This window comes from Streptomyces sp. NPDC048353 (genome assembly GCF_055587165.1).
The window spans coordinates 1-26,768 of the sequence record NZ_JBVJGU010000003.1; the positions used below are offsets into that span (position 1 = coordinate 1).

Annotated in this window: 8 protein-coding genes; 1 reads left to right on the top strand and 7 read right to left on the bottom strand. The window is 74.1% G+C overall.

Annotated elements, in window-relative coordinates; translation table 11 throughout:
- Window positions 1–145 precede the first annotated feature (145 nt).
- From ACZ6RC_RS10595 to ACZ6RC_RS10625, 7 genes are all read right to left on the bottom strand, one after another.
- Complete coding sequence (locus tag ACZ6RC_RS10595; RefSeq protein ID WP_453610651.1) at window positions 146–709, bottom strand: hypothetical protein; 564 nt, start codon at window positions 707–709, stop codon at window positions 146–148.
- Window positions 709–921 carry an MbtH family protein gene (locus ACZ6RC_RS10600; RefSeq protein ID WP_391134031.1) on the bottom strand — a complete coding sequence of 71 codons (213 nt, stop codon included), beginning with the start codon at window positions 919–921 and terminating at the stop codon, window positions 709–711. The genes ACZ6RC_RS10595 and ACZ6RC_RS10600 overlap by 1 nt, the downstream gene beginning before the upstream one ends.
- Window positions 922–1,037: 116 nt before the next feature.
- On the bottom strand, window positions 1,038–2,348 hold the full coding sequence (locus tag ACZ6RC_RS10605; RefSeq protein WP_469580877.1) for a cation:proton antiporter: 1,311 nt from the start codon (window positions 2,346–2,348) through the stop codon (window positions 1,038–1,040).
- Between the two features lie 95 nt (window positions 2,349–2,443).
- On the bottom strand, window positions 2,444–3,736 hold the full coding sequence (kynU, locus tag ACZ6RC_RS10610; protein WP_469580879.1) for a kynureninase: 1,293 nt from the start codon (window positions 3,734–3,736) through the stop codon (window positions 2,444–2,446).
- Window positions 3,733–4,626 carry an alpha/beta hydrolase gene (locus tag ACZ6RC_RS10615; protein WP_469580881.1) on the bottom strand — a complete coding sequence of 298 codons (894 nt, stop codon included), beginning with the start codon at window positions 4,624–4,626 and terminating at the stop codon, window positions 3,733–3,735. The genes kynU and ACZ6RC_RS10615 overlap by 4 nt, the downstream gene beginning before the upstream one ends.
- Window positions 4,623–17,435: an amino acid adenylation domain-containing protein gene (locus ACZ6RC_RS10620; RefSeq protein ID WP_469580884.1), complete on the bottom strand. Its 12,813-nt coding sequence runs from the start codon at window positions 17,433–17,435 to the stop codon at window positions 4,623–4,625. The genes ACZ6RC_RS10615 and ACZ6RC_RS10620 overlap by 4 nt, the downstream gene beginning before the upstream one ends.
- Window positions 17,436–17,437: 2 nt before the next feature.
- The gene (locus tag ACZ6RC_RS10625; RefSeq protein WP_469580887.1) at window positions 17,438–25,366 is read right to left on the bottom strand and encodes an amino acid adenylation domain-containing protein; all 7,929 of its coding nucleotides are present in this window, start codon (window positions 25,364–25,366) and stop codon (window positions 17,438–17,440) included.
- Window positions 25,367–25,731: 365 nt separating this feature from the next.
- Between ACZ6RC_RS10625 and ACZ6RC_RS10630 the strand changes: the two genes are divergently transcribed.
- Window positions 25,732–26,685, top strand: a complete 954-nt coding sequence (locus ACZ6RC_RS10630; RefSeq protein ID WP_469580890.1) for a chlorinating enzyme — start codon at window positions 25,732–25,734, stop codon at window positions 26,683–26,685.
- Window positions 26,686–26,768 lie beyond the last annotated feature (83 nt).

Consider the following 26,768-nt stretch of genomic DNA (forward strand, 5'->3'; position numbering starts at 1 on the left):
GAGCCGGTGCCCCGGGTCGGGGGGGCCACCGCCGGGGGGGGGGCCGGGGCGACGGGCTCGCCGGCTTGGGGCCCGCCCGCCTTGGGCGCATGGCCCGGGGGGGGGGCCCCGGGCGGGCCCCCCCCGCCTCGTGTGGTGCGCCGGTTCAGCCGGAGGCGACGCCGGTCGCGATGCGCTCCAGGGCGGTACGGGCCAGCCGGTGGATCCCGGCCGGGTCGGGAAGGCGCACGTTGACGAACGAGAGGATGTCGCCGCTGACGGCGACGGCCCAGGAGCCCTCGATCCGATAGCCGTCGGAGGTCGTCACCCATCGGGTGACGACGCCGTCGTCGGCGCTGCCGTCGAGCGGCTCGACGGCTGCCTTGGTGACGTCGAACTCCATGCCGTCGTTCAACCGCATGCGATAGCTGTCGCACTTGTCCAGGGCTTCCACGAACTGCCGGAGGATGCGCCGGGCGGCGTCGCCGCGGAACCGGGCGACGTGGTGGAAGACCACCGAGCCGGCGACGTTGGTGTAGAGCCCGGCGGTGTGGTCGACCGCTTCCGGGTGGGAGCCGTGCGTGAGCGTGTTGATCAGGCCGATCAGGACCCGGCCGGACTCGTCACCGGAGACGAAGACGGGGTCGTACGCGACGCTGGGTTCCTCCCCGAAGAACGACTCCTCGAGATCGTCCTCGGTCAGCAGGAACCGCTCCACGGTGTCACCCATCACGCGTCTCCCATCTGACGTACGAGGCTGAGCGGGCGCATATCGGTCCAGTTCTCCTCGACGTAGTCAAGGCACGCTTGCCGGTCGGTTTCCGGGAGGGCCACGAGCCAGCCCGCCGGCACCTCGGCGAAGGCCGGCCACAACGAATGCTGGCCTTCCTCGTTGACGAGCACGAGGAACGTTCCATCGGGGTCGTCGAAAGGATTGGACATTCTCTGCTCCCTCAGTAGGGCGGCGGGCACATGCGTTTTCTCTCGCGGAATTCCGAAGCGCTGGAAGTGGTGTTCGCAGGGCGCCGGTCATTCCCTGACCGGCGCATTCTCGGAATTCACATTATCCGGCGCCGGGCCGGTGAGGAAGGGCTCTTGTCCTCACCTGTCCGTCCCGCCGGCGGGACAGCCGGCCCGGTGCCGGGGGGCGCCGGGCGGACGGGGTACAGCAGTTGGAGCAGGGGGCCGGTCATCGCCGTGGTGACGAGGGCCATCACGACCATGACGGAGTACAGCTCGGCGTCGAGGGCCCCGAGTTGCAGACCGACCGTGAGGATGATCAGTTCCGTCAGGCCCCGTGTGTTGATCAGTACGGCGAGCGCGGTCGCCGGACGGTTCTGCATTCCGGTGGCGCGGGCCGCGACGAAGGCGCCGACGAACTTGCCGCCCACCGCGGTGGCCAGGATGAGGCCCAGCTCCATCAGGTCCGTGCCGGTCATGCCGGACAGGTCCACCTTGAGGCCGGCGACGACGAAGAACATCGGCAGCAGCAGGAAGTCGTTGAGGGAGGAGAGGCGCTCCCGCACCTGGCCGGTGACGTCCGACGGCTCGCCGCGCGTGGTGCGCCGCGGCATGACCGTGCCGAAGACGAAGGCGCCGAAGATGAAGTGCAGGCCGATCCACTCGGTGAAGGCGGCCGACAGCAGCAGGCCGCCGAGGGTGAGGACCATGGCGGCCGGGTTGCCGGGGCCGGTGAGCCACCGGTGCTCCAGGAGGCGGTGCAGCGCGGGCCGCACGACGGTGAGCATCAGCACGACGTACGGCACGAACAGCAGCAGGAGCCACTGGGAGCCGGTGCCCGCCCCGCTCATCGCCACCACGACCGCCAGCAGGGTCCACGCCAGGACGTCGTCGATCGCCGCGCAGGCCAGCGCGACCATGCCCAGCCAGGTGCGCTGCATGCCGCGGTCGGTGAGGATCCGGGCAAGCACCGGGAACGCCGTCACCGACATCGCCGCCCCCATGAACAGCACGAACCCCGTCCGGTCGTCGGTCGGGTGGCGGGCGAAGAGGTACAGGGCGAGCAGCGCACCGAGCAGGAACGGCAGGATGATGGAGCCGACGGCGACGGAGCCCGCCACGAACCGTCGCCCGCGCATGAGGCCCGCGTCCAGCTCGGCGCCGACGGTGAACATGAACAGGGCCACACCGATGTTGGCGAGGGCGGCGAGGGAGGGCCGGATGTCCTCGGGGAACAGCGCGTCGGAGACGGCGCCGTTCAGCAGCGTCGGGCCCAGCAGCACCCCGAGGAGGACTTCGCCGATGACGGGAGGCTGCCGTAGCCGCCGGGCCAGGGCGCCCGCGGCGAAGGCCAGGAGTGTGATCGCGGCCAGGGCGAGGAAGAGCATGGTGACCTGATGGGTACTCACAGCCGTTTGCTCCCGATGACGCGGTGTCGGTCGATGGCGCGGTGCGTGAGGGGGGGTGGCCTCCGTGCTCACGCACACGCACGGGGGACGCGGCGTCAGGTGATTCGTTCCTTCTCCCGCGGCAGCCGGGTGTGCCGGCCGCTCTCCACCAGGCGCCTCGTGCGGTCCAGGGCGTCCCACACGTCGACGAAGCGGGTGTAGGCGGGGGACGGTCCGATGCGCAGCCGATCGGGTTCCCGGTAGTCGCAGACGACGTCCGCGTCCTGGGCCAGGGCCCGGCAGATCCGCCAGGCCTCGGGGTGCCGCAGGGTGATGTGCGAGCCGCGCCGGTCCGGGTCCTCGGGTGATGCCAGCAGGAAGCCGAGCGGTACGAGCCAGCGGGTCGCGAGGTCGACGGCCAGTTCGCCGAGCAGCCGCCCCTTGGTCCGCAGCCGGTCGACCCCCGCCTCCTCGACCAGGTCGAGCGCGGGCACGAGCGCGGCGGTGGAGAGCATCGCCGGGGTGCCCGTCAGGAACCGGTCGACCGTGTCGACGGGGTCGAAGTCGGCCGCCATGGCGAACTGGTCGCGCTGCCCGAACCAGCCCTGGACCGGCTGCCGCAGCCGCCGCTGGAGCGAGCGGCGCACATAGAGGAAGGCGGGCGAGCCGGGGCCGCCGTTGAGGTACTTGTAGGTGCAGCCGACGGCGAGGTCCGCGCCGTCCTCGGTGAGCCGTACCGGGACCGCACCGGCGGCGTGGGACAGGTCCCAGAGCACCAGTGCCCCGGCCTCGCGGGCCAGGGCGCCGACCGCGGCCATGTCGGCCAGCGCCCCGCTGCGGTAGGCCACGTGGGACAGGACGACCAGCGCCACCTGGTCGTCGAGTACGGCCCGCAGCCGCTCCGGGTCCAGGCCCCGGTCCGGGTCCGAGCGCAGGAGGCGCAGGTCGAGACCGCGTTCGCGGGCCAGGCCCTGGACGACGTACCGGTTGGTGGGGAAGTCGTCGGCGTCCACCACGAGGGCGCGCCGGCCGGGGGCGTGGTCGAGCGCGGCCCAGGCGAGCTTGTACAGGTTGACGGTGGTCGAGTCGGAGAGCACCACCTCGCCGGGCCGGGCGCCGAGGACGTGCTCGGCGAGCCGGTCGCCGATCCGCCTGTTCCAGTCGATCCAGTCGTTCCAGGAGCGGATCAGGCCGCGGCCCCAGCCGTCCCGGATCACGTCGGCGACGAAGCCGGGGGTGTCGACGGGCAGCCTGCCGAGGGAGTTGCCGTCCAGGTAGAGCAGGTCGGGTTCGGTGTGCACGAACCGGTCGCGCAGGAAGCCGAGCGGGTCGGACCGGTCGTACCGTTCGGCCTCTTCGCGGGAGCCGTCGAAGCGGCTCAGCCGCGAGGCGGGGACCTCGGTCGTCATCCGGTCTCCTCCGAGGTAGGGGCGGGCTGGTCGTGGGGGAGCCGCATCTGCGCCAGGACGGCGCGGCCGAGCGGTGTCGACCGGTCGGCGAGGTCGTACGGCAGGTCGAAGTGGTTGCGACGCGCCGCCACGACGTTCTCCGCGAGCGCGCCGCGGCGGTGCAGTGCCTCGGCCATCAGGGCGTGCTGGCGCACGTACTCCTCGGTCTCGACGCCGCCGCGGGCCAGGACCACCGGGGGCAGGTCGTCCGGCAGCAGGTCGGGCGGGCTGTTGCGACGGACCGCGTCGGCGTCGAGTCGCAACGCCTCGTTGACGTAGGAGCGGCTGACCGGTTCGAGGTCGTAGATCCCGCTGAGCAGGGTGGCGCCGGCGAGCAGCCCGGCCGCCGCGGGTTCCCCCGGCCCGGCCGGGACGAGGGCCATCGCGGCGAGGTGGGCGCCGGCCGAGGTGCCGCTGAGATGCATCCGGTCCCGGTCGACGCCGAGGTCGTCGGCGTTCTCGTGGATCCAGCGGACGCAGCGGCGTACGGAGGCGACGATCTCGTCCAGCGGGGTCGCCGGGGCGAGCCCGTAGCCGACGGCGGCGAACGCGGCGCCGGCACGGCGGAAGGCGAGCGCCGCGAACGCCGAGCTGCGCTCGGTGAGTGCCTGCCAGTTGCCGCCGTGGACGAAGATCTGGACCGGGGCGGGCGCCGGTCGCGCGGTCCAGAGGTCGAGCCTCTCGGCGGAGCCCGGGCCGTAGCGCAGCCCGGTGCGTACGCCGGGGGCGCTGCGGGCCCGCGTGCTGAGTTCGGCGTACTCGTCGAGATAGTGCCGCAGGCTGGGCACCAGGTGGCTCGGCGAGTACGCGCGGTCCAGCCGGGCCCCGGTCAGGGAGGCGGGCGCGCTCATGAGACGTCCGTCCCGCGCAGGGCCGCGGAGAGAAGGGCGCCGACCTCGGTGAGCGAGCCGGGGCGGGAGAGGAGGGTGCCGTGGTCGCCGGGGACGACGTGGGTGCGGACCTCTCCGGTGAGGTACGGCTGCCAGGCGGCGGCGGTGGCCTCGGGCTTCTGCTGGTCGGTGGCGGCGAGGAGCAGGATGTCCCCGTCGAAGACGGCGGGCCGGTAGTCGATCATCAGGTGGTTGTTGTTGGCGGAGATGGCGGTGATCGAGCGCAGCCTGTCCTCGTCCAGGGCGCCGAGGGCGCTGCCGCGTTCGCGCAGCAGTTTCATGACCTCGTCGAAGACGAACACCTCCGCGTCGAACAAATCCGGTTCGAGACCGACCAGCCGCATCAGGTACTCCAGGTGGGGGCGCATGTTCCGGTCGTCGAGCGGTGGCACGTCGTCGTGGGTGAGACCCAGCCAGCCGGGGTGGACGTCGATGACGGCCAGCGCCTGCACCGTCCGCCCGCGCCGCTGCAGTTCGGTGGCGAGGGCGTGCGCGGCGAGTCCGCCGAACGACCAGCCGAGGACGCGGTACGGCCCCTCGGGGAAGGTGGCCTCCAGGTGGTCCGCGTAGTCGGCGGCCATCTGCTCCATGTCGGCGGGGAGTGCGTCCTCGGGCCGGGCCAGGCCCCGGGCCTGCACCGCGTAGACGGGCACGTCGGGGTCGAGATGGCGGATCAGGCCGGTGTACGACCAGCCGATGCCGCCGCCGGGGTGCACGCAGAAGAGGGGCGGTTCGTTGCCTGTCGCGCGCAGCGGCAGGATCACGTCGTAGCCGCTGTCGGCGTCGTCCAGGTCCAGTCGGGCGGCGATGCCGGACGGGGTCGGCGACTCGAACAGGGCGCGCAGGCCGACGTCCACGCCGAAGGCGGACGTGATCCGGGCGATGAGCCGGGTGGCGAGCAGGGAATGGCCGCCGAGGTCGAAGAAGTTGTCGTCGAGCCCGACCGAGGGGACGCCGAGGAGTTCGGCGAAGAGTTCGCACACCACCTGCTCGTGCGGGGTGCGCGGGGCGCGGGCGGCGGCGGCGACGCGCGGGTCGTGCCGGGGCAGGGCGGCCCGGTCGAGCTTCCCGTTCGGGGTCAGCGGCAGCGCCTCCAGGGGGACGAACAGGGACGGCACCATGAAGGCGGGCAGCCGCTCCCGCGCGAACTCGCGCAGGGACGTGACCAGGGCGGCGTCGCCGCGGGCCGCGGTCGGGTCGTTGGTGTACCGCGCCGCGGGCTCCGGTGCGCCGGGCACGGCCGGCGCGGAGGCGAGGACGGCGGGGAGCGGGTCCGGGGCGCCGGGCAGGGCGTCGGCATCGGCGAAGACCACGTCGACCCGGTCCCGTGCGGTGTCCGACCAGGTGACGGCGACCCGGTACGACAGCCGCTCCCCCAGTTCGTACCAGTCGTCGACGTCGGCGTCGGCGTCGGGAACGGGGGACGGTTCACCGGTGCGCAACGCGCCCGCGAGGGCCACGTCGGCGGCGACCCGGGGGTTGGGTACGTCCTTGACGACCAGGGCGGCGGGCCTGGCGGACGCGAGCCGGTCGGCCACCGCGGACCGCCCCGCCGACGCCGTCCACTCCACGGTCTCCGGGGCGAGGGCCGAGCCGGCTCCTTCGCCCCGCTTGCGCAGGACCACGTCGTAGCGGAAGCGGGTCAGTTCGGTGTCGTGCCGGCCGCGCTTGAGACGTACGGACACAGCGTCCAGGTCCGGCAGGCGGTCCCGCAGGGCCGTGAAGTAGGCGGGGTCGACGAGGAGTTCGTTCTCCAGCCGGATGGTCTGGGTGACGGCGTCGCGCAGTGCGGCCAGGTCGTGGGTGCCCGTCCGGGCGGCCTGGACCCCGGTGGTGAAGGCGTCCAGCAGGCGCAGGTTGCGCACGTCGCCGACGAAGACGGAGCCGCCGGGGGCGAGCAGCCGCAGGGCGGTGGCGAGGACGTCGGTCAGGTAGTCGGCGTTCGGGAAGTACTGCACCACCGAGTTGACGATCACCGTGTCGAAGTGCTCCTCGGGCAGGCCGGCGAGTTCGTGCGCGGCCTGGGTCCGCAGGTGGACGCGGCCGGCCAGGGCGGGATCGGCCGCCACCCGGCGCCGCAGCGTCTCCACGACCGTCGGCGAGAAGTCGGTGGCCACGTACTCCCGGACGTCGGGGGCGAGGCGGGTGAGCAGCAGACCGGTGCCGACCCCGATCTCCAGGACCCGGGCGGGCTTCAGCTCGCGGATGCGCTCGACGGTGCGCTCGCGCCACTCGCGCATGGCGTGGCCGGCGATGGGCTGCCCGTCATAGCTGCTGACCCAGCCGGTGAAGTCCTCACCGAGCGGCGTGTCCGGCTCGTCCCGCTCGGCTCCGTACAGGGAATCGTGGACCTGGAGCCACTCGCCGACCTGTTCGGCCTCCGCCTGCCGGTCCCGTGCGGCGGTGCCGGGTACGACGTAGGCGACCAGCTGCGCCTCCTCGGCGAGGTCGCGGCGCAGCACCGCCGCGGCCCGCGTGACACCGGGGTGGTCGAGCAGGACGGCCTCGACCTCACCGGGCTCGATGCGGAAACCGCGGAGCTTGACCTGCTGGTCGACGCGGCCGGCGTACTCCAGGAGGTGGCCGGAGGTCCACCGGGCGAGGTCGCCGGTGCGGTACATGCGCAGGCCGGGCGGCCCGAAGGGGCAGGCGACGAACCGTTCGGCGGACAGCGCGGCGCGCCCGAGGTAGCCGCGGGCGATGCCCGTGCCGGCCAGGTACAGCTCGCCGACCACTCCCGGGGGGACGGGCCGCAGCGCCGCGTCGAGGACGTAGGTGCCCATGTTCGCCATCGGCCGTCCGATGGGCACCGACGTGCCGAGCGCGGGCGCCTCCGCGGCGGGCACCGGATGGTAGCTGGCGAAGGTGGTCGCCTCGGTGGGGCCGTAGCCGTCGACCACCAGCAGCCGGGGATGGGCCTCCAGCAGGCGCCGGACGGCGGGGACGGAGACAGGCTCGCCGCCGGCCCACACCTGCTCCACGTCGGCGAAGCAGCCCGGTTCGAGGTCGGCCATCAGGTTGAACAGGGAGCTGGTCAGCCACAGCGAGGTGATCCCCCGCCGTGTGATGACGTCGGCGAGGGTGTGGGCGTCGAGTTCGCCGGGCGGCGCCAGCTCGATGCGGCCGCCGGTGAGCAGCGGCGCCCACAGTTCGTACGTCGACAGGTCGAAGGCGAGCGGCGAGTGCAGGAGCACCCGGCGCTGCGCGCCGCCGTGCCAGCAGGGGTCGGCGACGAAGTCGGCGATGTTGCGGTGGGTGACGACCACGCCCTTCGGGCGGCCCGTCGATCCGGAGGTGTACATGATGTACGCCGCGTCGTCGCCCTCGGTCCGTACCGGGGCGGCCGCGGGCGGCGTGCCGCGGTCCGGCCGGGGGTCGAGCACGAGCAGCGGGGTCCCGAAGTCGTCCAGGCCCTCGCGGGAGGCGGGGTCCGTCACCAGCAGCAGGCTGCCGGTCTCCGCCAGGACGAGTCGCTGCCGGGAGGCGGGATAGCGGGAGTCGAGCGGGACGTAGGCCGCGCCGGCGCGCAGCACCGCGAGGACGGCGGCGACCAGGGCGGGTGAGCGCTGCATGAGCAGGGCGACCGCGCCGCCGCGGGCGACGCCGCGTTCGGCCAGGGTGGCGGCGAGCCGGGCGGACCAGGCGTCGAGTTCGGCGTAGGTGAGGGCGCAGTCGTCGTCGGCCACCGCGACGGCGTCCGGGGTGGCCGCGACCTGGGCCGCGAAGAGCTCGGCCAGGCCGGCCGAGCGGGTCGGCAGGGCGGGCCCGGAGGCGGCGGCGAGCATCTCCTGGCGTTCGTGCGCGGCCAGCAGGTCCAGCCCGCCGACCGGCCTGCCCGGCCCGGCCACCGCCGACTCCAGGAGCCGCACCCAGCGGGCGAACAGGTCGCGTACGGTCGCGGCGTCGTAGAGGTCGCTCGCGAATTCGACGACACCGGCGATCCCGTCGGCGGCGCCCTGCGCGTCGCGCTGCTCGGCGAGGCTGAAGAACAGGTCGAACTTGGCGGTGCCGGTGCGTCCTGGGGCGATCTCCACGTTCAGGCCGGGTAGTCGGAAGGCGCCCTCGGAGGCGTTCTGGAGGGCGAACATCACGCCGAAGAACGGGTGCCGGCCCAGCGAGCGCGGCGGGTTCAGCTTCTCCACCAGGTATTCGAACGGCACGTCCTGGTGCGCGTACGCGGCCAGGGCGGTGTCGCGGACCCTGGCCACCAGCTCCTCGAAGGTGGGGTCGTCGGACAGGTCGGTGCGCAGCACCAGCGTGTTGACGAAGAACCCGATCAGCTCGTCCAGGGTCTGGTCGGTGCGTCCGGCGATCGGGCTGCCGGTGACGATGTCGGTGCCCGCGCCGAGTCGGTGCAGCAGGGCGGACAGGCCCGCCTGGAGCACCATGAACAGGGTCGCGCCGGTCTGCCGGGCCAGGTCGGACAGCCGCTCGTGGAGTGCGGCCGGGATCCGTACGGGGACGTGGTCGCCCCGGTAGGAGGCCACCGGCGGCCTGGGACGGTCGGTGGGCAGCTCCAGCGCCGAGGGGGCGCCGGTCAGCTGGCGTGTCCAGTAGGCGAGCTGGCGGGCGAGGAGGCTCTCGGCGTCGTCCTGGTCGCCGAGCAGCTCGTTCTGCCACAGCGTGTAGTCGGCGTACTGGACCGGCAGCCGCGCCCAGTCGGGTTCCGCGCCGGCGGTCCGGGCGGCGTAGGCGCGGGCCAGGTCGCCGGCGAGGGGGCGGAGGGACCAGCCGTCCCCGGCGATGTGGTGCACCACCAGCAGCAGGACGTGGTCGTCGGGGGCCAGGCGGAAGAGTTCGGCGCGGACCGGGGGCTCCGTCGCGAGGTCGAACAGGTAGCGCGCGGCGTGCTCCAGAGTGGCCGGCAGCTCCTGCTCGTTCACCGGCCGCTCGTGCAGGACCAGCTTCGCCGACTCGGGGGCCAGGATCACCTGACGGGGTACTCCCCCGTCGTCCGGGAAGACCGTGCGCAGGCTCTCGTGGCGGGCGACGACGTCGGCCAGCGCGGCCTGGAGGGCCTGGCGGTCCAGTGTCCCGGTCAGCCTGAGGCCGAGGGGGATGTTGTACATCCCGCCCAGGCCTTCCATCTGGTGGAGGAACCACAGGCGGCGCTGGGCGTACGACAGGGGCAGCACGTCCGGGCGCGGGCGGCGTTCGAGGGCCGGGCGGGCCGCGCCGCCCTCGTCGAGCCGGGCGGCCACCCCGGCCGGGGTGGAGGCCTCGAACAGCGTCCGCAGCGGCAGTTCGACGCCGAACATGGCGCGCAGCCGGGCGATGAGCCGGGTGGCGAGCAGGGAGTGGCCGCCGAGGTCGAAGAAGCCGTCGTGCACCCCGACCCGCGCGAGGCCGAGGACCTGGGCGAACAGGTCGCACACGATGTGCTCCTGCGGGGTGCGCGCCTCCCGGGAGGAACCGCTGACGACGACGTCCGGCGCGGGCAGCGCCGTGCGGTCCAGCTTGCGGTGGGGGGTCAGCGGGAGGGCGTTCAGCGGGACGAACGCCGACGGCACCATGTAGTCGGGGAGGCGATCACGCAGGTGTTCGCGCAGCCGGGCGATGAGCGCACCGGTGTCGCGTGCGGTCAGCGGGTTGTTGGTGAACGACGACAGGTCGGCCCGGGAGGACGGGGACACGGTCGGCCGGTAGAGGCCGGCCGGCGGTCCGGAGTCCGGGTGCGCGGCCGGGAGGGCCGCGGGGTCGGCGAAGACGGCCTCCAGGGCGTTCGGGTCGGGCGCCGACCAGGTGACCCACACCCGGTAGCCGTGGGCTGCCGCCAGGTCGTACAGGTCCTCCGGTTCGGCGCCGTCGCCGGTTGGTGCGGCGGGCAGCCGGAGGCCGGCCCGCACGGCCCGCGCGAGGGCCGCCTCGGCGGCGACCCGGCCGTTCGGGATGCCGGTGACGCGCAGGGCGGCCGGGTGTACGCCGGCGAGCAGCGCGGCCAGTCCGGCCGTGCCGTCGGCGGGCCAGGGCGCCTCGGCGGTCTCGGTGATCCGGTGGACCGTGGCGCCTCGCTTGCGCAGGACGACGTCGTAGCGGTAGCGGGTCATCTCGTTGTGCTCGCGGCCCCGCTTGACCTGGACGGTGTGGGCCGTCAGGGCGGGCAGCCGCTGCTGGAGCGCGGTGAAGAAGTCGGGGTCGACCAGGAGTTCCTTCTCCATGATCACAGCGTGCTCGACCGCCCGCCGCAGTTCGTCGGGATGGTCGCCGGTGCGCCCGCGGGCGGCCTGCACGCCCGTGACGAAGGTGCGCTGCAGGCGCAGGTCGCGTACGTCCCCGAGGAAGACGGCGCCGCCCGGGGCGAGCAGCCGCAGGGCACCGCTGATCACCCGTTCGAGGTAGTCGGCGTGCGGGAAGTACTGGATCACCGAGTTGAGGACGACGACGTCGAAGTGCTCCTCGGGGAGGTCCTCGACGTCGTGGGCGGGCCGCGTCAGCAGGCGGACGCGTGCGGCGAGTTCCGGGTCGGCGGCGACATGGCCCCGCAGGGTCTCGATCACCGACGGGGAGATGTCCGTGCCCCAGTAGGCCTCGCAGTCGGCGGCGAGCCGGGACAGCAGCAGGCCGGTGCCGACGCCGATCTCCAGCACGCGCCGGGGCCGGAGTTCGCGGATCCGTTCCACCGTGCGGTCGCGCCACTCGCGCATCTCGTCGAGCGGCAGCGGCCGGCCGTCGTAGCTGCTGTTCCAGCTGGCGAAGTCCTCGCCGAAGGGCACCGGCTCGGAGGTGGCGTAGACCGTGTCGTAGAGGTCCCGCCAGGCGTCGAGCTGGTCGCGTTCGCGGTCGCGGCCGGTGTGCGGCGAGGCGCCGCCGGCGTCCGGCACGACGTAGGCCACCAGGCGCCGGTCGCCCGGCCGGTCCTCGCGGACGATCGCCGCCGCCTCGGCGACCTCCGGGTGGGCGGCGAGCGCGGACTCGACCTCGCCGAGCTCGATGCGGAAGCCGCGGAGCTTGACCTGGTGGTCGACCCGGCCGGCGAAGTCCAGGTGGCCGTCGGCGGTCCAGCGGACCAGGTCGCCGGTGCGGTACATGCGGGTTCCGGCGGGGCCGTAGGGGTCCGCGGTGAAGCGTCCGGCGGTCAGGGACGGCCTGCCGAGATAGCCGCGGGCCAGTCCGTCGCCGGCGAGGTACAGCTCGCCGAGGGTGCCCGGGGGCACCGGGCGCAGCGACGCGTCCAGCACGTAGACGCGGGTGTTGCGGATCGGGCGGCCGATGACGGTGTCGGTGCGGCCGGACAGGGCGGCGGCGGTGGACCAGATCGTCGTCTCGGTCGGGCCGTAGACGTTGAGCACCTCACGGCCGGTCTCGCGCAGGCGGGCGGCCAGCGGAGCCGGCAGCGCCTCGCCGCCGACCAGCATGCGCAGTCCGCGCAGGGCGTCGAGGTCGTGCGAGGCGATCATCTGCCACCAGGACGGGGTCGCCTGGACGACGGTCACCCCGGTCCGCCGGATCAGCTCGACGAGGGCGGCGGGCCGGGCGACCGTGGCCTCGGTCGCGAGCACCACCCGTGCGCCGCGGGTCAGCGGCAGGAAGATCTCCAGGGCGGCGATGTCGAAGGCGATCGTCGTCACCGCGAGCAGCGCGTCCTCGGGGCCCGTCGGCACCAGGTCGCCCATGCCGAGCAGGAGGTTGGTCAGCGCGCCGTGCTCCACGACGACGCCCTTGGGGCGGCCGGTGGACCCGGAGGTGAAGATGACGTACGCCGCGTCCCGGGGGCCGGGCCGTGCGTCCGGGGCCCCGCCGGGTGCCTCGGCGACGGCGGCCCGCACCAGGGGATCGTCGAGGGCCAGCGAGGAGCCGCCCTCGTCGGGCAGCTCCGCCAGCGTCGCCTCCGTGCCCACGACCAGCGCGGGACGCGCCTCCCGCAGGATCAGCCCGGTCCGTGCGGCCGGGTGGGCCGGGTCGAGGGGGACGTGGGCGGCGCCCGTCTTGGCGATCGCCAGCAGCGCGACGACCAGGTCGGTGGAGCGCGGCAGCGCGACGGCGACCAGCCGGCCCGGTCCGGCGCCGTGCCGGGCGAACACCCGGGCCAGCCGGTCCGACCGCTCGTGCAGTGCGCCGTAGGTCAGTTCTGCGTCGTCGGCGACGACCGCCACGGCGTGCGGCGTCCGCTCGGCCTGGCGTACGAACAGTTCGGTGTACGGCGGGAGTTCGCCCTCGGCGCGGGTCGCGTTGCGGTCGTGGAGCAGCGTGCGCCGCTCGGCCGCGTCGAGCACGTCGATCTCGCCGAGCCGCTGTGAGGGGTCGGCGGTGACCTGGGCGAGGAGCCGGGTCCAGCGGCGGAACAGGCCGCGCACGGTGTCCGGGTCGTACAGGTCGGTGGCGTACTCGACGGCGCCCTCGATGCCGGACGGCGCGCCGGTGGCGTCGCGGTGCTCGGCCATGGAGAAGAACAGGTCGAACTTGGCGGTGCCGGTCCGGCCGGACGACACCTCGACCTCGAGTCCGGGCAGCCGGAAGTGGGCCTCGGGCGCATTCTGGAGGGCGAACATCACCTGGAACAGCGGGTGGCGGCCCAGGGAGCGGGCCGGGTTCAGCACCTCCACCAGGTACTCGAACGGCACGTCCTGGTGGGCGTAGGCGTCCAGGGCGGTGTCACGGACCCGGCGGACCAGGTCCTCGAAGGTCGGCTCGCCGGAGGTGTCGGTGCGCAGCACCAGGGTGTTGACGAAGAAGCCCGCGAGGTCGTCGAGCGCCTGGTCGGCGCGGCCGGCGATCGGACTGCCGATCGGGATGTCGTGGCCCGCGCCGAGCCGGGAGAGCAGGGCCGCCAGGCCCGCCTGGAGCACCATGAAGAGGGTGGCGCCGCAGCGCCGGGCCAGGGCGTCCAGCGCGCGGTGCAGGTCGGCGTCCCACTCCACCGTCAGGTAGTCGCCGCGGTAGGTAGCGATGTCGGGGCGCGGGCGGTCGGTGGGCAGCGCCAACTCGTCGGGCAGCCCCGCCAGCCGGCCCGTCCAGTGGGAGACCTGCCGGGCGAGGAGGCTGCCGGGGTCCTGATGCTCGCCGAGGATCTCGTTCTGCCAGAGCGTGTAGTCGGCGTACTGGACCGGCAGGTCGTCCCCGTCGGGTGCCGCTCCCGTGGTGCGGGCGGCGTAGGCGCGGGCGAGGTCGGTGGCGACCGGGGCGAGCGACCAGCCGTCGGCGGCGATGTGGTGGAGCACCAGCTGGAGCACGTGGTCGCGCGCTCCGGTGCGGAACAGGTGGGCCCGCAGCGGTGGTTCGGTCATCAGGTCGATGGCGCAGCGGGCGCCGTGGCGCAGCGCCTCGGGCAGTTCGTCCTCGTGGACGTCCGTCGTGACCAGCCGGGGCGACGCCTCGTGCGGCGGCAGGATCCGCTGGCAGGGGACGCCGCCCGTCTCCGGGAAGACGGTCCGCAGGCCCTCGTGCCGGGCCACCAGGTCGCCGAGCGCCTGCTCCAGGGCCGTCCGGTCGAGCTCCCCTCGCAGCCGCAGCTGCATCGGGATGTTGTAGGTGGGGCTGGGCCCCTCCATCTTGTGGAGGAACCACAGCCGGCGCTGGGCGTAGGACAGCGGCAGCACCTCGGGGCGCGGGCGGCGCGCCAGTGCGGGGCGGGCCGGGCCCGCCGTGCCGAGCAGGGCGGCGACCGCCTCGGGGGTGGACGACTCGAACAGGTCGCGCAGGCCCAGTTCGACGCCGAAGGTGTGGCGCAGGCGGGCGGCGAGCCGGGTGGCGGTGAGCGAGTGCCCGCCGAGGTCGAAGAAGCTCTCGGTGACGCCGACCCGGGGCAGCCCGATGACCTCGGCGAACAGCTCGCAGACGATCTGCTCCTGCGGGGTGCGCCCGGACCGGTTCAGGGCGGCTGTCCGCTCGGGTGCGGGCAGGGCGGCGCGGTCGAGCTTGCCGTTCGGGGTCAGCGGCAGCGCGTCCAGCAGCACGAACGCCGACGGAACCATGTACTCCGGGAGCTGGTCCTGCGTGAGGCGGCGCAGTTCCTCGACCGGCACGGCCGTGCCGGGGGCCGGTACGACATAGCCGACGAGGCGCGGGTGGCCACCGTCCGAGCGGGGTACGACGGCCACCGCGCCGACGCCGGGGTGGCGGGCGAGGACCGCTTCGATCTCGCCCGGCTCGACCCGGAAGCCGCGGATCTTGACCTGCTGGTCCGCGCGGCCCAGGTACTCCAGTTCGCCGTTCCCGGTCCACCGGGCGAGGTCACCCGTGCGGTACATGCGGGCGCCCGGCGTGCCGAAGGGGTCGGCGACGAACCGCCCGGACGTCATGCCCGGCCGGCGCAGATAGCCGCGGGCCGGGGCCGCGCCGCCGAGGTACAGCTCGCCCGGCACGCCGGGCGGCACCGGCCGCAGGTCGGCGGTGAGGACATAGCACCGGGTGTGCGTGACCGGGCGGCCGAGCGGGGGCGCGGCGGGCCAGTCGGCGGGCTCGGCGGGCAGCGTCGTACCGGTGACGACATGGGTCTCGGTGGGCCCGTAGTGGTTGTGCAGGCGGCGGCCGGGGACGCGGGCGAAGAACGCGCGGAGGGCGTCCGACGGGGTCAGCGCCTCACCGGCCTGGGCCACGTGGCGCAGCCACGGCAGGTCCGAACCCCGCTCCAGGGCGGCTTGGGCGACCGCGTCGAGGACGAGGTTCGGCGCGTACAGCTCGGTGATCTCCATGGCGTCGAGCCAGGCGGCCAGACGCGCGGCGTCCCGCCGCGTCCCGTCGTCCGGCACCACCAGCGTCTTCCCCGCGAGCAGCGCCGACAGGATCTCCTGGGCGGACACGTCGAAGCCGATCGCGGTGAACTGCGCGACCCGGGTGCCCACTCCTCCCCCAATGCGGCGGTGGTGCCAGCGCATCAGGTTCATCAGGGGCGTGCCGGGCATGACGACGGCCTTCGGCGTCCCGGTGGACCCCGAGGTGTACATCACGTAGACCGGGTGATCCGCGGTCAGCGGGGCGGTGCGGTCGTCGTCGGACAGGTCGCCGGGCGCCCGGCCGGCGACGCGGGTCCGGGTGCCGGGGGCGTCGAGGTGGAGCCGCGGGAGGCTCGCGGGCAGGTCGCCGGCGAGGCGGGTGTGGGTGAGGACCAGGTGGGGGGTGGCGTCACTCAGGACGGACTCACGCCGTCGGGCGGGGAGTTCGGGGTCGACCGGCAGGTAGGCGGCGCCCGCCTTGAGCACGGCGAGCAGGGCGGTCACCAGCTCCGGCGAGCGGTCCAGGACGAGCGCGACGACGGTCTCCGGGCCGACGCCGTGGGCGACGAGTTCCCGGGCCAGGCGGTTGGCCGAGGCGTTCAGCTCGGCGTATGCGAGCTGTTCTCCGTCGCCGATCACCGCCACGGCGTCCGGGTGTGCGGCGGCCTGCCGCTCGAACAGCTCGGGGAGGTGCCGCGCGAGGGCTTCCGGCTCCTCGGCGCCGTCCGGGGCGCCCGCCTCCATCCCGCCCGCCTCCGTCTCGTCCGGCGCGTTCCACCGGTCGAGGACGAGTCGCCGCTCGGGGCCGAGCAGCCCGTCGACCGCGCGGACCGGGCGGTCGGGGTGGTCGGCCAGGGTGCCCAGCACCTGGTGCAGCCGGTCCATCAGGGTCTGGGCGGCCACCCGGTCGACCGCGTCGGCGCGGTGGTCGAGCCGCAGGTACAGGCGTTCGCCCGGGGCGGCGAGCAGGGTCAGCGGGTAGTGGGTGGCGTCGCGGCTCGCGCCGAGGGCCAGCCGGAAGCGGACGCCGCCGGCGTCGACGGCCCGGTCGGCGAAGGGGTAGTTCTCGAACACCACGGCGGTGTCGAAGAGGTCGGCGACCGGTGCCTCCCGCTGGATGCCGGTCAGGCCGAGGTGGTGGTGGTCGGCGAGCTCGGCCTGCTCGGCCTGCAACCGGGTCAGGAGGTCGCGCAGCGACTCGGCCGGAGCCCACCGCACCCGTACCGGGACCATCGCGATGAACAGACCGACCATCGACTCGACCCCGGGCAGGTGCGGGGGGCGGCCGGAGGCGATCGCGCCGAAGACGACGTCCTGACGGCCGGTCGCCCGGGCCAGCACCAGGCCCCAGGCGGCCTGCACGACGGTGTTCAGGGTGACACCGAGGCCGCGAGCGGTGTCCTCCAGGGCGGCGGTGAGCCGGGCGTCGGCGGGCTGGACGAGCCGGTCCGGGAGCAGCGGCGCGCGGGGATCGGCCGCGGAGATCCGGGTCGCCGTGTCGATCCCGGTGAGCGCCGCCCGCCACGCCCGCGCGGCGGCGTTCCGGTCCTGACGGCCGAGCCAGTCGAGGTACTCCTTGTACGGCGTGACCGGCGGCAGGCCACGGGGGTCGGCGCCGTCGCCGTACAGCGTGAACAGTTCGCGGAGCAGGACCGGGGTGGACCAGCCGTCGAGGACGATGTGGTGGCCGGTCACGACGAGGCGGTGGCGCGTCGGGCCGTGGCGCATCAGGTGGAAGCGGATCAGCGGCGGCCGCGACAGGTCGAACCGCTCGGCGTGGTCCGCCGCCGCCAGGCGCTCGTCCTCCGCCTCCGCCCGCGCGGCCGGCAGTCCGCCGAGGTCGGTCTCGGTCCACGGCACCGGCACGGCCCGCGCCACCACCTGGAGCGAGCGGCCCGAGCGGGCCCGGCGGAAGCCGGTGCGCAAGACGGCGTGCCGGTCGATCAGGACCCCGGCGCAACCGCGCAGCAGCGAGGCGTCGAGGGGGCCGTCGACCTCGATCGTGTGCTGCACGGCGTACACGTCGGGGCCTGACCGGTCGTACTCGGTCTGGAACAGCAGCCCTTCCTGCATCGGGCTGAGCGGCAGGATGTCCTCCAGGCGGGACGGTTTCACCATGGTCACCACCCGGCTTCGACGTCGTCGATGTCGTTCTGGGTCAGGCCGGCCAGCGGGAAGTCGGACGGACTGTGGCCGCCCGCGTCCGGGGCGAGGGCGTGCCGGACGATGCCTCGGAGGGCCGTCGTCCACCGCTCGCCGAGGTCGGTGAGGTCGGCGTCGGACCACAGCCGCCGCGCCCCGGTCCACGTGACCGTCAACCGGGGGCCGCCGGCGGCGTCGTACACGACGGCGTGCACCTCCAGGCCGTGGGCGACGGGCAGCTTGGGGTCGGTGGTCGTCACCATGACCGCCTCGGGAGCCATGCCCCAGCCCGGTTCGCCGCCCAGCGGGGCGCCCGGGGCGGCGAACCGCCCGAGGTAGTTGAAGCCGATCTGCGGGGTGCCGAGACGTGCGAGCACCTCGCGGCAGCCGGGGGCGAGGTGGCGCAGCAGGCCGAAGCCGATGCCGCCGTCCGGAGCCTCGCCCGCCTGTTCCTTGACCCGCTTGACGGCGTCGCCCAGGCGCGGTGCGCCCGAGGTCACGTCGGCCCAGGAGATCCGGCCGGGGTCGATCCTGACCGGGTGCAGGGTGGTGAACCAGCCGAGCGTCCGCGACACGTCGGCGCCCGGGACCACCTCCTCGCGGCCGTGGCCCTCTACGTCCACGAGCACGCCGTCGGCCGTGTCGTCGCCCCGGTCGCGGCGCCACGCGGTCACGGCCAGTCCGAGCGCCGTCAGCAGCACGTCCTCGACGCCGCAGTGGTAGGCGGCCGGGACGGTCGTCAGCAGGGGGCCGACGACGTCCTCGGGGAGCGTGGTGACGGTGTCGGCGGTGTCGGCGGCGAGGTCGAGCCGGGGGTCGGCCGGCTTCGGTGTCAGGAGCGGGTCGGGGGCGTCGAGGAGGTCCATCCACCGGGGCAGTTCGGCGAGCCGTTCGGGTCGGGTGGCCTGCGCGGTGAGGCGCCGCGCCCAGTGGCGCAGCGAGGTGCCGACCGGCGGCAGGTCCGGTGCGCTGCCGGTGGCCGCCTGGGTGTACGCCGAGATCAGGTCGTCGGTGAGGATGCGCCAGGAGACGCCGTCGACGGCCAGGTGGTGGACGACGAGGAGGAGCCGGCCGGGCTCGTCCGGCCCCCGGTCGAACCAGACGAGCCGCGCGATCCGTCCGGCGTACGGGTCGAGCCGGTCGGCCGCGGCCGTGACCTCGGCGCGGGCCCGGTCGGCGAGGGTTCCCTCGTCGAGGCCGGTCGCGTCGACGCGGCGCACGAGGTCGGTGTCGGACGTCCGTCCGGGCGGCCGGATCTCCAGGGCCCAGGAGTCGTCCTGGTCGACCAGGGTCAGGCGGAGCGCGTCGTGGGTGTCGGTCACCGCTCCGACGGCGGCCCGGAGCGCTTCCTCGGACAGTCCGGGCGGGCAGGACAGCAGCAGGGACTGGGCGAAGCGGTGCACGGTGGCGCCGCGTTCGCGCAGCCAGTGGACGATGGGGGTGGCGGGGACCGGGCCGGTGCCGGAGTCGCCGGGTCCGCCGTCCGCGGGGGCTTCGGGGGTGCCGGCGCTCCGGCTCAGCTCCGCCGCGGTCCGGTGCGCGAAGACGTCCCGCACGGTGAAGGCGAGCCCTTCGGCACGGGCGGCGCTCACCAGCCGGATGGCGCAGATGCTGTCGCCGCCGAGACCGAAGAAGTCGTCGTCCGTTCCGACCGTGTCGCGCCCCAGCACCCGGGCCATGAGCGTGCACAGCAGGCCTTCGGCCCGGCCGGCCGGGGCACGTCCGCTCGGCCGGGCGACGGCGGCGGGCAGGGCCGCGCGGTCCAGCTTGCCGTGCGCGGTCACCGGCAGGGCGTCGAGGACGACGATCTCGTGCGGCACCAGGTACGGCGGCACGCGGCGCCCGGCGAAGGCGCGCAGCGCGTCCCGGGTGGGCCGGCCTCCCTCCGCCGGGACGACGTAGGCGACCAGCCGCGCCTCGCCGCCGCCCTCGCGGCGGACCTCGGCCACGGCCTGGGCGACCGCGGGATGCTCCCGGAGGACCGCCTCGACCTGGCCGGGTTCGACGCGGAAGCCGCGGAGCTTGACCTGCCGGTCGGTGCGCCCCCGGTACTCCAGGACGCCGTCCGGGGTCCGGCGGGCCAGGTCACCGGTGCGGTACATGCGCTCCCCCGCCGGACCGAACGGGTCGGCGACGAACCGCTCGGCGGTCTGCGCGGGCCGGTCGAGGTAGCCGCGGGCGACCCCGGCACCGGCCAGGTACAGCTCGCCCGTGGCGCCCGGCGGCAGCGGTTGCAGACCTGCGTCCAGGACGTAGGCGCGCATGCCGGCCAGCGGGCGGCCGATGGGCACGCAGCGGGCCTCGGGCGCGAGGTCGCGCACGGCGTGGCTGGTGGCGAAGGTGGTGGTCTCCGTCGGGCCGTAGCCGTTGACCACGACGGTGTCCGGGCAGGCGGCCAGCACCCGCCGGACCGTCGACGGCGCGATCTCCTCGCCCCCCGCCCACACCTGGCGGACGCCCGCGAAGCAGTCGGGCCGGTACTCGGCGACGACGGCGAACAGCGCGGCGGTCAGCCACAGGGCGCTCGGCCGGTGACGGGTGATCAGCTCCGCGTACTCCTCGGCGTCCAGGTCGTACGCGGGGGCGAGGATCAGCCGGCCGCCCCGGAGCAGGGGCGCCCAGATCTCGAAGGTCGACGCGTCGAAGGCGGCGGGCGAGTGCACGAGGACGCCGGAGGAGACACCCTCGCCGAAGCACGGGTCGGTGGCCAGGGCGGCGATGTCGCGGTGGGTCACCACGATGCCCTTGGGCTGCCCCGTGGAGCCGGAGGTGTACATGACGTAGGCGGCGGAAAGGGGGTGCGGCGATGCCACGTCCCCCACGGCCGGCTCCGGCGCCGCGTCCAGGTCGTCCGGCGACAGGCGGGGCGCCACGGTGTCCGGCAGCCGGCGGTCACCGGTGCCGGTGCCGGTGCCGGTGCCGAAGTCTGTGTCGGAGTCGGTTCCGATGCCGGTGGCGATGTCGATGCCGGTGCCGATGAAGGTTTCGGTTTCGGACGGGACGAGCACAACCCTCGGCCGGGTCTCGCCGAGCATCGACGCGACCTGGGCGGCCGGATAGCGGGGATCGATCGGTACGTAGGCGGCGCCGGCCTTCAGCACGGCGAGCAGCGCCACCACGAACTCCGGTGAACGCGGCAGCGCCACCGCGACCGTGTCCCCGGCGCGGACTCCGTGCCCGGCCAGGGCGCGGGCCCATCGGTCGGCGCGCGCGTCCAGGTCGGCGTAGGTGAGGTCGCGGCCCTCCGCCGATACGGCGATCGCGGCCGGGGTGGCCGCGGCCTGCCGGGCGAAGAGGCCGGTGACCGTCGCCGCGGACAGGTCCGGCGTGCCGGGGGTCGCCGCGCCGAGCAGCCGGGCGCGTTCCTCGGCCGTGAGCAGGTCGATCCGGTCGACGGGTCGGCCGGGGCCGGCCGCGGCCTCGGCCAGCAGGCGCGCGAACCGGTCGAAGAGGGCGCGCACGGTCTCCGGTTCGAACAGATCGGAGGCGTACTCGACGTAGCCGTCGAGGCCGGCCGGGGCGCCGTCGGCCGTGCGCCGTTCCACCAGGCTGAGGAAGAGGTCGAACTTGGCCGTACCGGTGCGGCCCAGCTCGGTGGAGACGGTGAGGCCGGGCAGGGTGAACTCACCGGCCGGAGCGGTGTCCTGGAGGCCCAGCATCACCTGGAAGAGGGGGTGGCGGGCGAGGGACCGTTCGGGCGCCAGGACGTCCGTGAGGTACTCGAAGGGCACGTCCTGGTGGGCGTAGGCGGCCAGCGCCGTCTCGCGGACCCGCTGGAGCAGTTCGCCGAAGTCCGGGCGGCCCGACAGGTCGGTGCGCAGCACGAGGGTGTTCACGAAGGCGCCGACCACGTCGTCCAGTGCCTGGTCGAGCCGGCCCGCGACGGGGCTGCCGACGGCGATGTCGTCACCGGCTCCGAGGCGGGACAGCAGGGCCGCGAGGCCGGCGTGCAGCACCATGAACAGGCTGGTGCCCGAGGCCCGCCCCAGGGCAACGAGGCGGCGGTGCAGTGCGGCGTCGAGGGAGACGCTGATGTGGTCGCCGGTGTACGAGGCGACGGCGGGCCTGGGCCGGTCCGTCGGCAGCTCGATCTGCTCGGGCAGTCCGGCCAGTTGCTCGCGCCAGTACGCCACCTGCGTCTCCAGCAGTCCCGCGCCGGTGCCGTCCGGGGCGAGCAGTTCGTTCTGCCAGAGCGTGTAGTCGCTGTAGCGCACCGGTGCCGGGTCGAGCCGGGGGGCCCGGCCGGCGGCGCGGGCGGCGTAGGCGCGTGCGAGGTCGCGGGTGATCAGCCGCATCGACAGCGCGTCGCAGGCGCAGTGGTGCAGGACGAGCAGCAGGACGTGGGCGTCGGTGCCGGTGCGGAACAGTGCGGCGCGCAGCGGCGGTTCGACGGCGAGGTCGAAGGGGCGGCGGGCCTCGGCGGTGAGGCGTTCGTCGAGCTCGGCCCCGGTGACGGGGGCCCCGTCCAGGGTGGGTGCGGCGGGCGGCAGCACCTGCTGGAGGAGGCGGCCGTCGACGTACGGGAGGACGGTGCGCAGGCTCTCGTGGCGGGTGAGGACGTCCCCGAGGGCGGCGCCGAGAGCGGCCGGGTCCAGGGGGCCGTCGATGCGCAGGACCGAGGGGATGTTGTAGGCGCCGCCGGGTGCGTCCATCTGCTGGAGGACCCACATCCGGCGCTGGGCGTAGGAGGCCTCGAGGTCGGCGGGCCGCTCCCGCCGCCGCAGGGGCGGGCGGGCCAGTCCGGCGTCGTCCAGGGCGGCGGTCACCGCACGCGGGGTGGGCTCGTCGAACAGGACGCGCAGGTCCACCTCGACGGAGAACGTCGACCGGATGCGGGTGATCAGCGTGGTGGCGAGCACGGAGTGGCCGCCGAGGTCGAAGAAGTCGTCGTCGGGGCCGACCTCGGGCTCGTCGAGCACGAGCGCGAAGAGCGCGCACATGATGTCGAGCCGGGAGGAGAGCCCGTCGGCGGCCGTCTGCGCGGGGGCGGTGACCGTCTCCGCGATGTCCGCGGTCGTCTGCGCGGGGGCCGTGGCCCGGGTCAGGGCGGCGCGGTCGAGCTTGCCGTTGGCGGTGAGCGGCAGCACGTCGGTACGGACGATCCGGCCGGGGACCATGTACTCGGGCAGCCGGGCTCGGACCGCCTCTCTGAGCTCCTCCGGCGCGGGGTCGGCACCGTCCTCGGCGACGACGAAGGCGACCAGGCGCCCGTCGTCCTCCCGCTCCTCGGTCAGGACGACCGCGGCGAGGGCCACGCCCGGGCACCGGGCGAGCGCCGCCTCGATCTCGCCGGGCTCGATCCGGAAACCGCGGACCTTCAGCTGGTCGTCCGCGCGGCCGACGAAGGTGAGCCGGCCGGCCGGGTCGCGCCGGGCCAGGTCGCCGGTGCGGTACATGCGCTCGCCGGGCCGCCCGTGCGGGTCGGCGACGAACCGCTGGACGGTGAGGCCGGGGCGGCCGGCGTAGCCGCGGGCCAGACCGGGTCCGGAGACGTACAGCTCGCCGATCGCGCCGGCCGGCACGGGCCGCAGCCATTCGTCGAGCAGATGGGCCGTCAGATCGGCGAGCGGGACGCCGATCACACTGTCGGGTCCCTGCTCGGGGCCCAGTTCGACATGGGTGACGTGGACCGTGGTCTCGGTGATGCCGTACATGTTCACCAGCGCCGGTCCGGTGCCGCCGTGGCGGCGTCGCCAGTCGGCGAGGCGGGCGGGCCGGAGCGCCTCGCCGCCGAAGACCACGGTGCGCAGCCGCAACAGGCGGCTCACCTCGGGCAGTTCCCGGTCGGCGGCCATGAGCTGGTAGAACGCCGAGGGCGTCTGGCTGAGGACGGTCACCCGTTCGTCGGCGAGCAGGCGCAGGAATTGCTGCGGCGCGCGGCTCACCTCGAAGGGGACGACGACCAGCCGGCCGCCGTGCAGCAGGGCGCCCCAGAGCTCCCAGACGGAGAAGTCGAAGGCTGCCGAGTGGAAGAGCGTCCACACGTCGTCCGGGCCGTAGCCGAGGGCGGCGCGGGTGGTGGTGAAGAGGCGGACGACGTTCTCGTGGGTGGTGATCACGCCCTTCGGGTGGCCCGTGGACCCGGAGGTGTACGTCAGGTAGGCGGGGCAGCCGGGCCGCAGCCGCCGCGCCCGTTCGTCGGCGGCGACGGGCCCGGAGTCGCGGCCGTCGGTGTCGGCGCGGAACTCCGGGGTGTCGAGGAGCAGCCGGTCCCGGTCGGTGTCGATCCCGGCGGCCGAGGAGGTGATCAGCAGCCCGGGCGCCGCGTCCTGGAGCATGGAGGCGATCCGGGCGGGCGGGTAGTCGGGGTCGACGGCGACATAGGCGGCACCGGACTTGAGGACGCCGAGGAGGGCGAGGACGAGGTCCGCGGAGCGGGGCAGGGCCACGGCGACGACGTCCTCCGGGCCGATGCCGCGGGCGATGAGGGCGCGGGCCAGCCGGTTCGACCGCTCGTCCAGTTCCCGGTACGTCCAGGTGGCGCCGTCCGCCGTGAGCGCGGGGGCGTCCGGGGTGGCGGCGGCCTGGGCGGCGAACAGCTCGGGAACGGTGTCCGCACCGGGGGCGGCGGCCGTCGCGGTCGCGGGAGCGGGGTGCGTGGGCGCAGGAGTACGGGCCGGGCCGCCGACGTCGCTCAGCGGCCGGGACGGGTCGGTGACGGCGAGCGCCTCCAGCGTCGCGGTGAACGCGTCGCGGTGGTCGGCCAGTCCCAGGTCCGCACGGCCGTTGACGTCGACCTGGAGGCCCTGCCCGTCCTGGCGGTCCCAGATCATGAACAGCAGGTTGCCCACCAGACCGGAGGACAGGTTGCGCATCATGCCGCGGGCCGTGCCGAACCGCAGGTCGTACGGGTGCGAGATGACGTTGACGACCGGCAGCAGGGACGTGGGGTGGGCCATGCCGAGGTCCCGCTGGAGGTCCACGCCGCGGTAGCGCTGGTGCGCCACGGCCGAGGCCATCTGCTCGGCCACGTGCTCCAGCAGGGCGGAGACGGTCATGTCCGGGCGGACGGTCAGCGGCAGCGGCAGGACGTTGGCGAGGTTCGCCGGGGTCTGCCGGGCGAGCTGGCTCGCGCGGGCGGAGAGCGGGAAGGCGAGGAGGACGTTCTCGTCCCCGGTCCGGCGCTGGACGTGCAGGGCCACGGCGGCCGTGACGACCACCGGCCAGGGCACCCGGACGCTGCGGGCGGTATCGCGCACGGCGTCGAACCGGTCCTCGGGCAGCCAGTGGGTCTCACCGCGGAACTCGGCGGCCGCACCGCGGGACCCGCTGAGGAGCGCGGAGCGCGCCGGCCGGCCGCCCAACTGCCCGAGCCAGAAGTCACGGTCCTGCCGGAACTCCGGCGCGGAGCGGTACGCAGTGTCCTCGTCGGCGAGGGCGCGCAGCGAGCCGAACGGGTTCGGGCCGGGATCGCGGCCCTCGGTGAGCGCCGTGTACACCTCGGCGACCCGGCGGGAGACCAGGGAGGAGCCGTAGGCGTCCATGGCGATGTGGTGGTAGTTCTGGTACCACAGGTGCCGCTCGGGTCCGAGGCGGAGCAGCGCGAACCGGAACAGCGGCCCGTCGGTGAGATCGGTCGGCCGGGAGAGCTCCCGTCGCATCCACGCGTCGGCCTCGGCCTGCGGATCCCCGGCACCGGACAGCTCGACGGCGCGCAGCTCCCACGGCCGGTCCGGGTCGATGGTCTGGGTGACCCGGCCGCGGTCCTGGCGGAAACGGGTGTGCACGGTGTCCAGGTCGGCGACGACCGATCGCAGGGCGCGCTCGAAGATCTCCGTGTCGAACTCGCCCTGCACATCGACGTACTCGCCGACCTGATACACCGAATTGCCGTCGCTCAGCCGCTGTTCGGCAAACCAGATCTCACGCTGCGCTGCCAGCAGGGGCAGCTGTGTGTCGGCGTTCAACAAGATCGACGACCTCCGAGATTTCCTACTGGAAGCGCGGAACCACCCGGTAACCGAATCAGCCGGCGCGTAGAGCCGGTACGGGCGGGCCGGGGAATGAACAATCGAAACGGCGAATTCGCTCCGGCCGAACGTAATGGCGCTCCGGGCCCGGCAACAAGTGCGGCGAAGGGGATACGGCCGACCCCACCGGACCACGAGGGGCAGGTCATACGGGGTGCGCGCGAAGGGCTTCGGTGTCCCGCCGGCGGGACATCACCGCGCTCTTGCCGGTCCGTCGGCGCGTCGACAACTCCTCGGGTGCTCAACTAGGTTCCGATCACGCTTCCGTCAGAAATTCGAGGACGCACCCGGAGAGAATCAGCATGACACTTGACACTCAGCAATGGCGGCTCTCGGAAACCGAGCTCGACTTCTTCCGGGAGAACGGCTATATCGGGCCGCTGACGATATACACCCCGGAAGAGATGGACGCGCTGTGGCGCCAGGCCCGTCGGGAGGTCCTGGACCGCTCGCACGCCGCCTACCCGGTCGACGAGGCGATGTCCGGCGCGACCAACATCGCGAACTACGACCGTCACCTCGACGTCGACCTGCTCATGCAGCACGTGTGCAACCGGCGGATCACCGAACGGGTGGCGTCCATCCTGGGACCCGACGTCCTCTGCTGGCGCACCGAGTTCTTCCCCAAGTACCCGGGCGACGAGGGCACCGACTGGCACCAGGCGGACACCTTCGCCAACGCCAGCGGCTCACCGCAGATCCTGTGGCCCGGCGAGACCGACACCCAGTTCGGCAAGGGGACCATCACGGTGTGGACGGCGTTCACCGACGCCACCCGGGACAACGGCTGTCTCCAGGTCATCCCCGGCTCGCACCACCGGATGAACTACGACGAGTCCAAGCGCATGCACTACGACACCGGGCAGATCAACTCCAAGGTCAAGGAAGGCGTTCCGCGTGGCTTCTTCGGCTACGACTACCGCGAGCTCCAGATCGACCCGGACTGGAGGCCGTCCGAGGAGGACGCCTTCGACCTGGTGATGCGGCGCGGCCAGTGCGTGATCTTCTGGTCCACCCTGATGCACGCCTCGCTGCCCAACATCACGAAGAAGAGCCACCGGATGGGCTTCGCCACCCGCTACGTCCCGACGAGCGTGCGCGTCTACCCGGGCACCGACCGCGTCGAGGAGTACGGCGGGAGCATCCCGCTCGACAAGTGGGGTGCGGTCCTCGTCAGCGGTGAGGACGGCACCGGCCACAACAAGATCCTGCGCGAGTCCCTGCGCGGCACCCCGATCTCCACGTTCCTCAGCTGACCGCACCGCCGGCCGGCTGGTGGCGCGCCCCTCGCGGACGCGCCTCCGACCGGCCCGTGCCGCGCATCCCCGCCCGGAGGAGG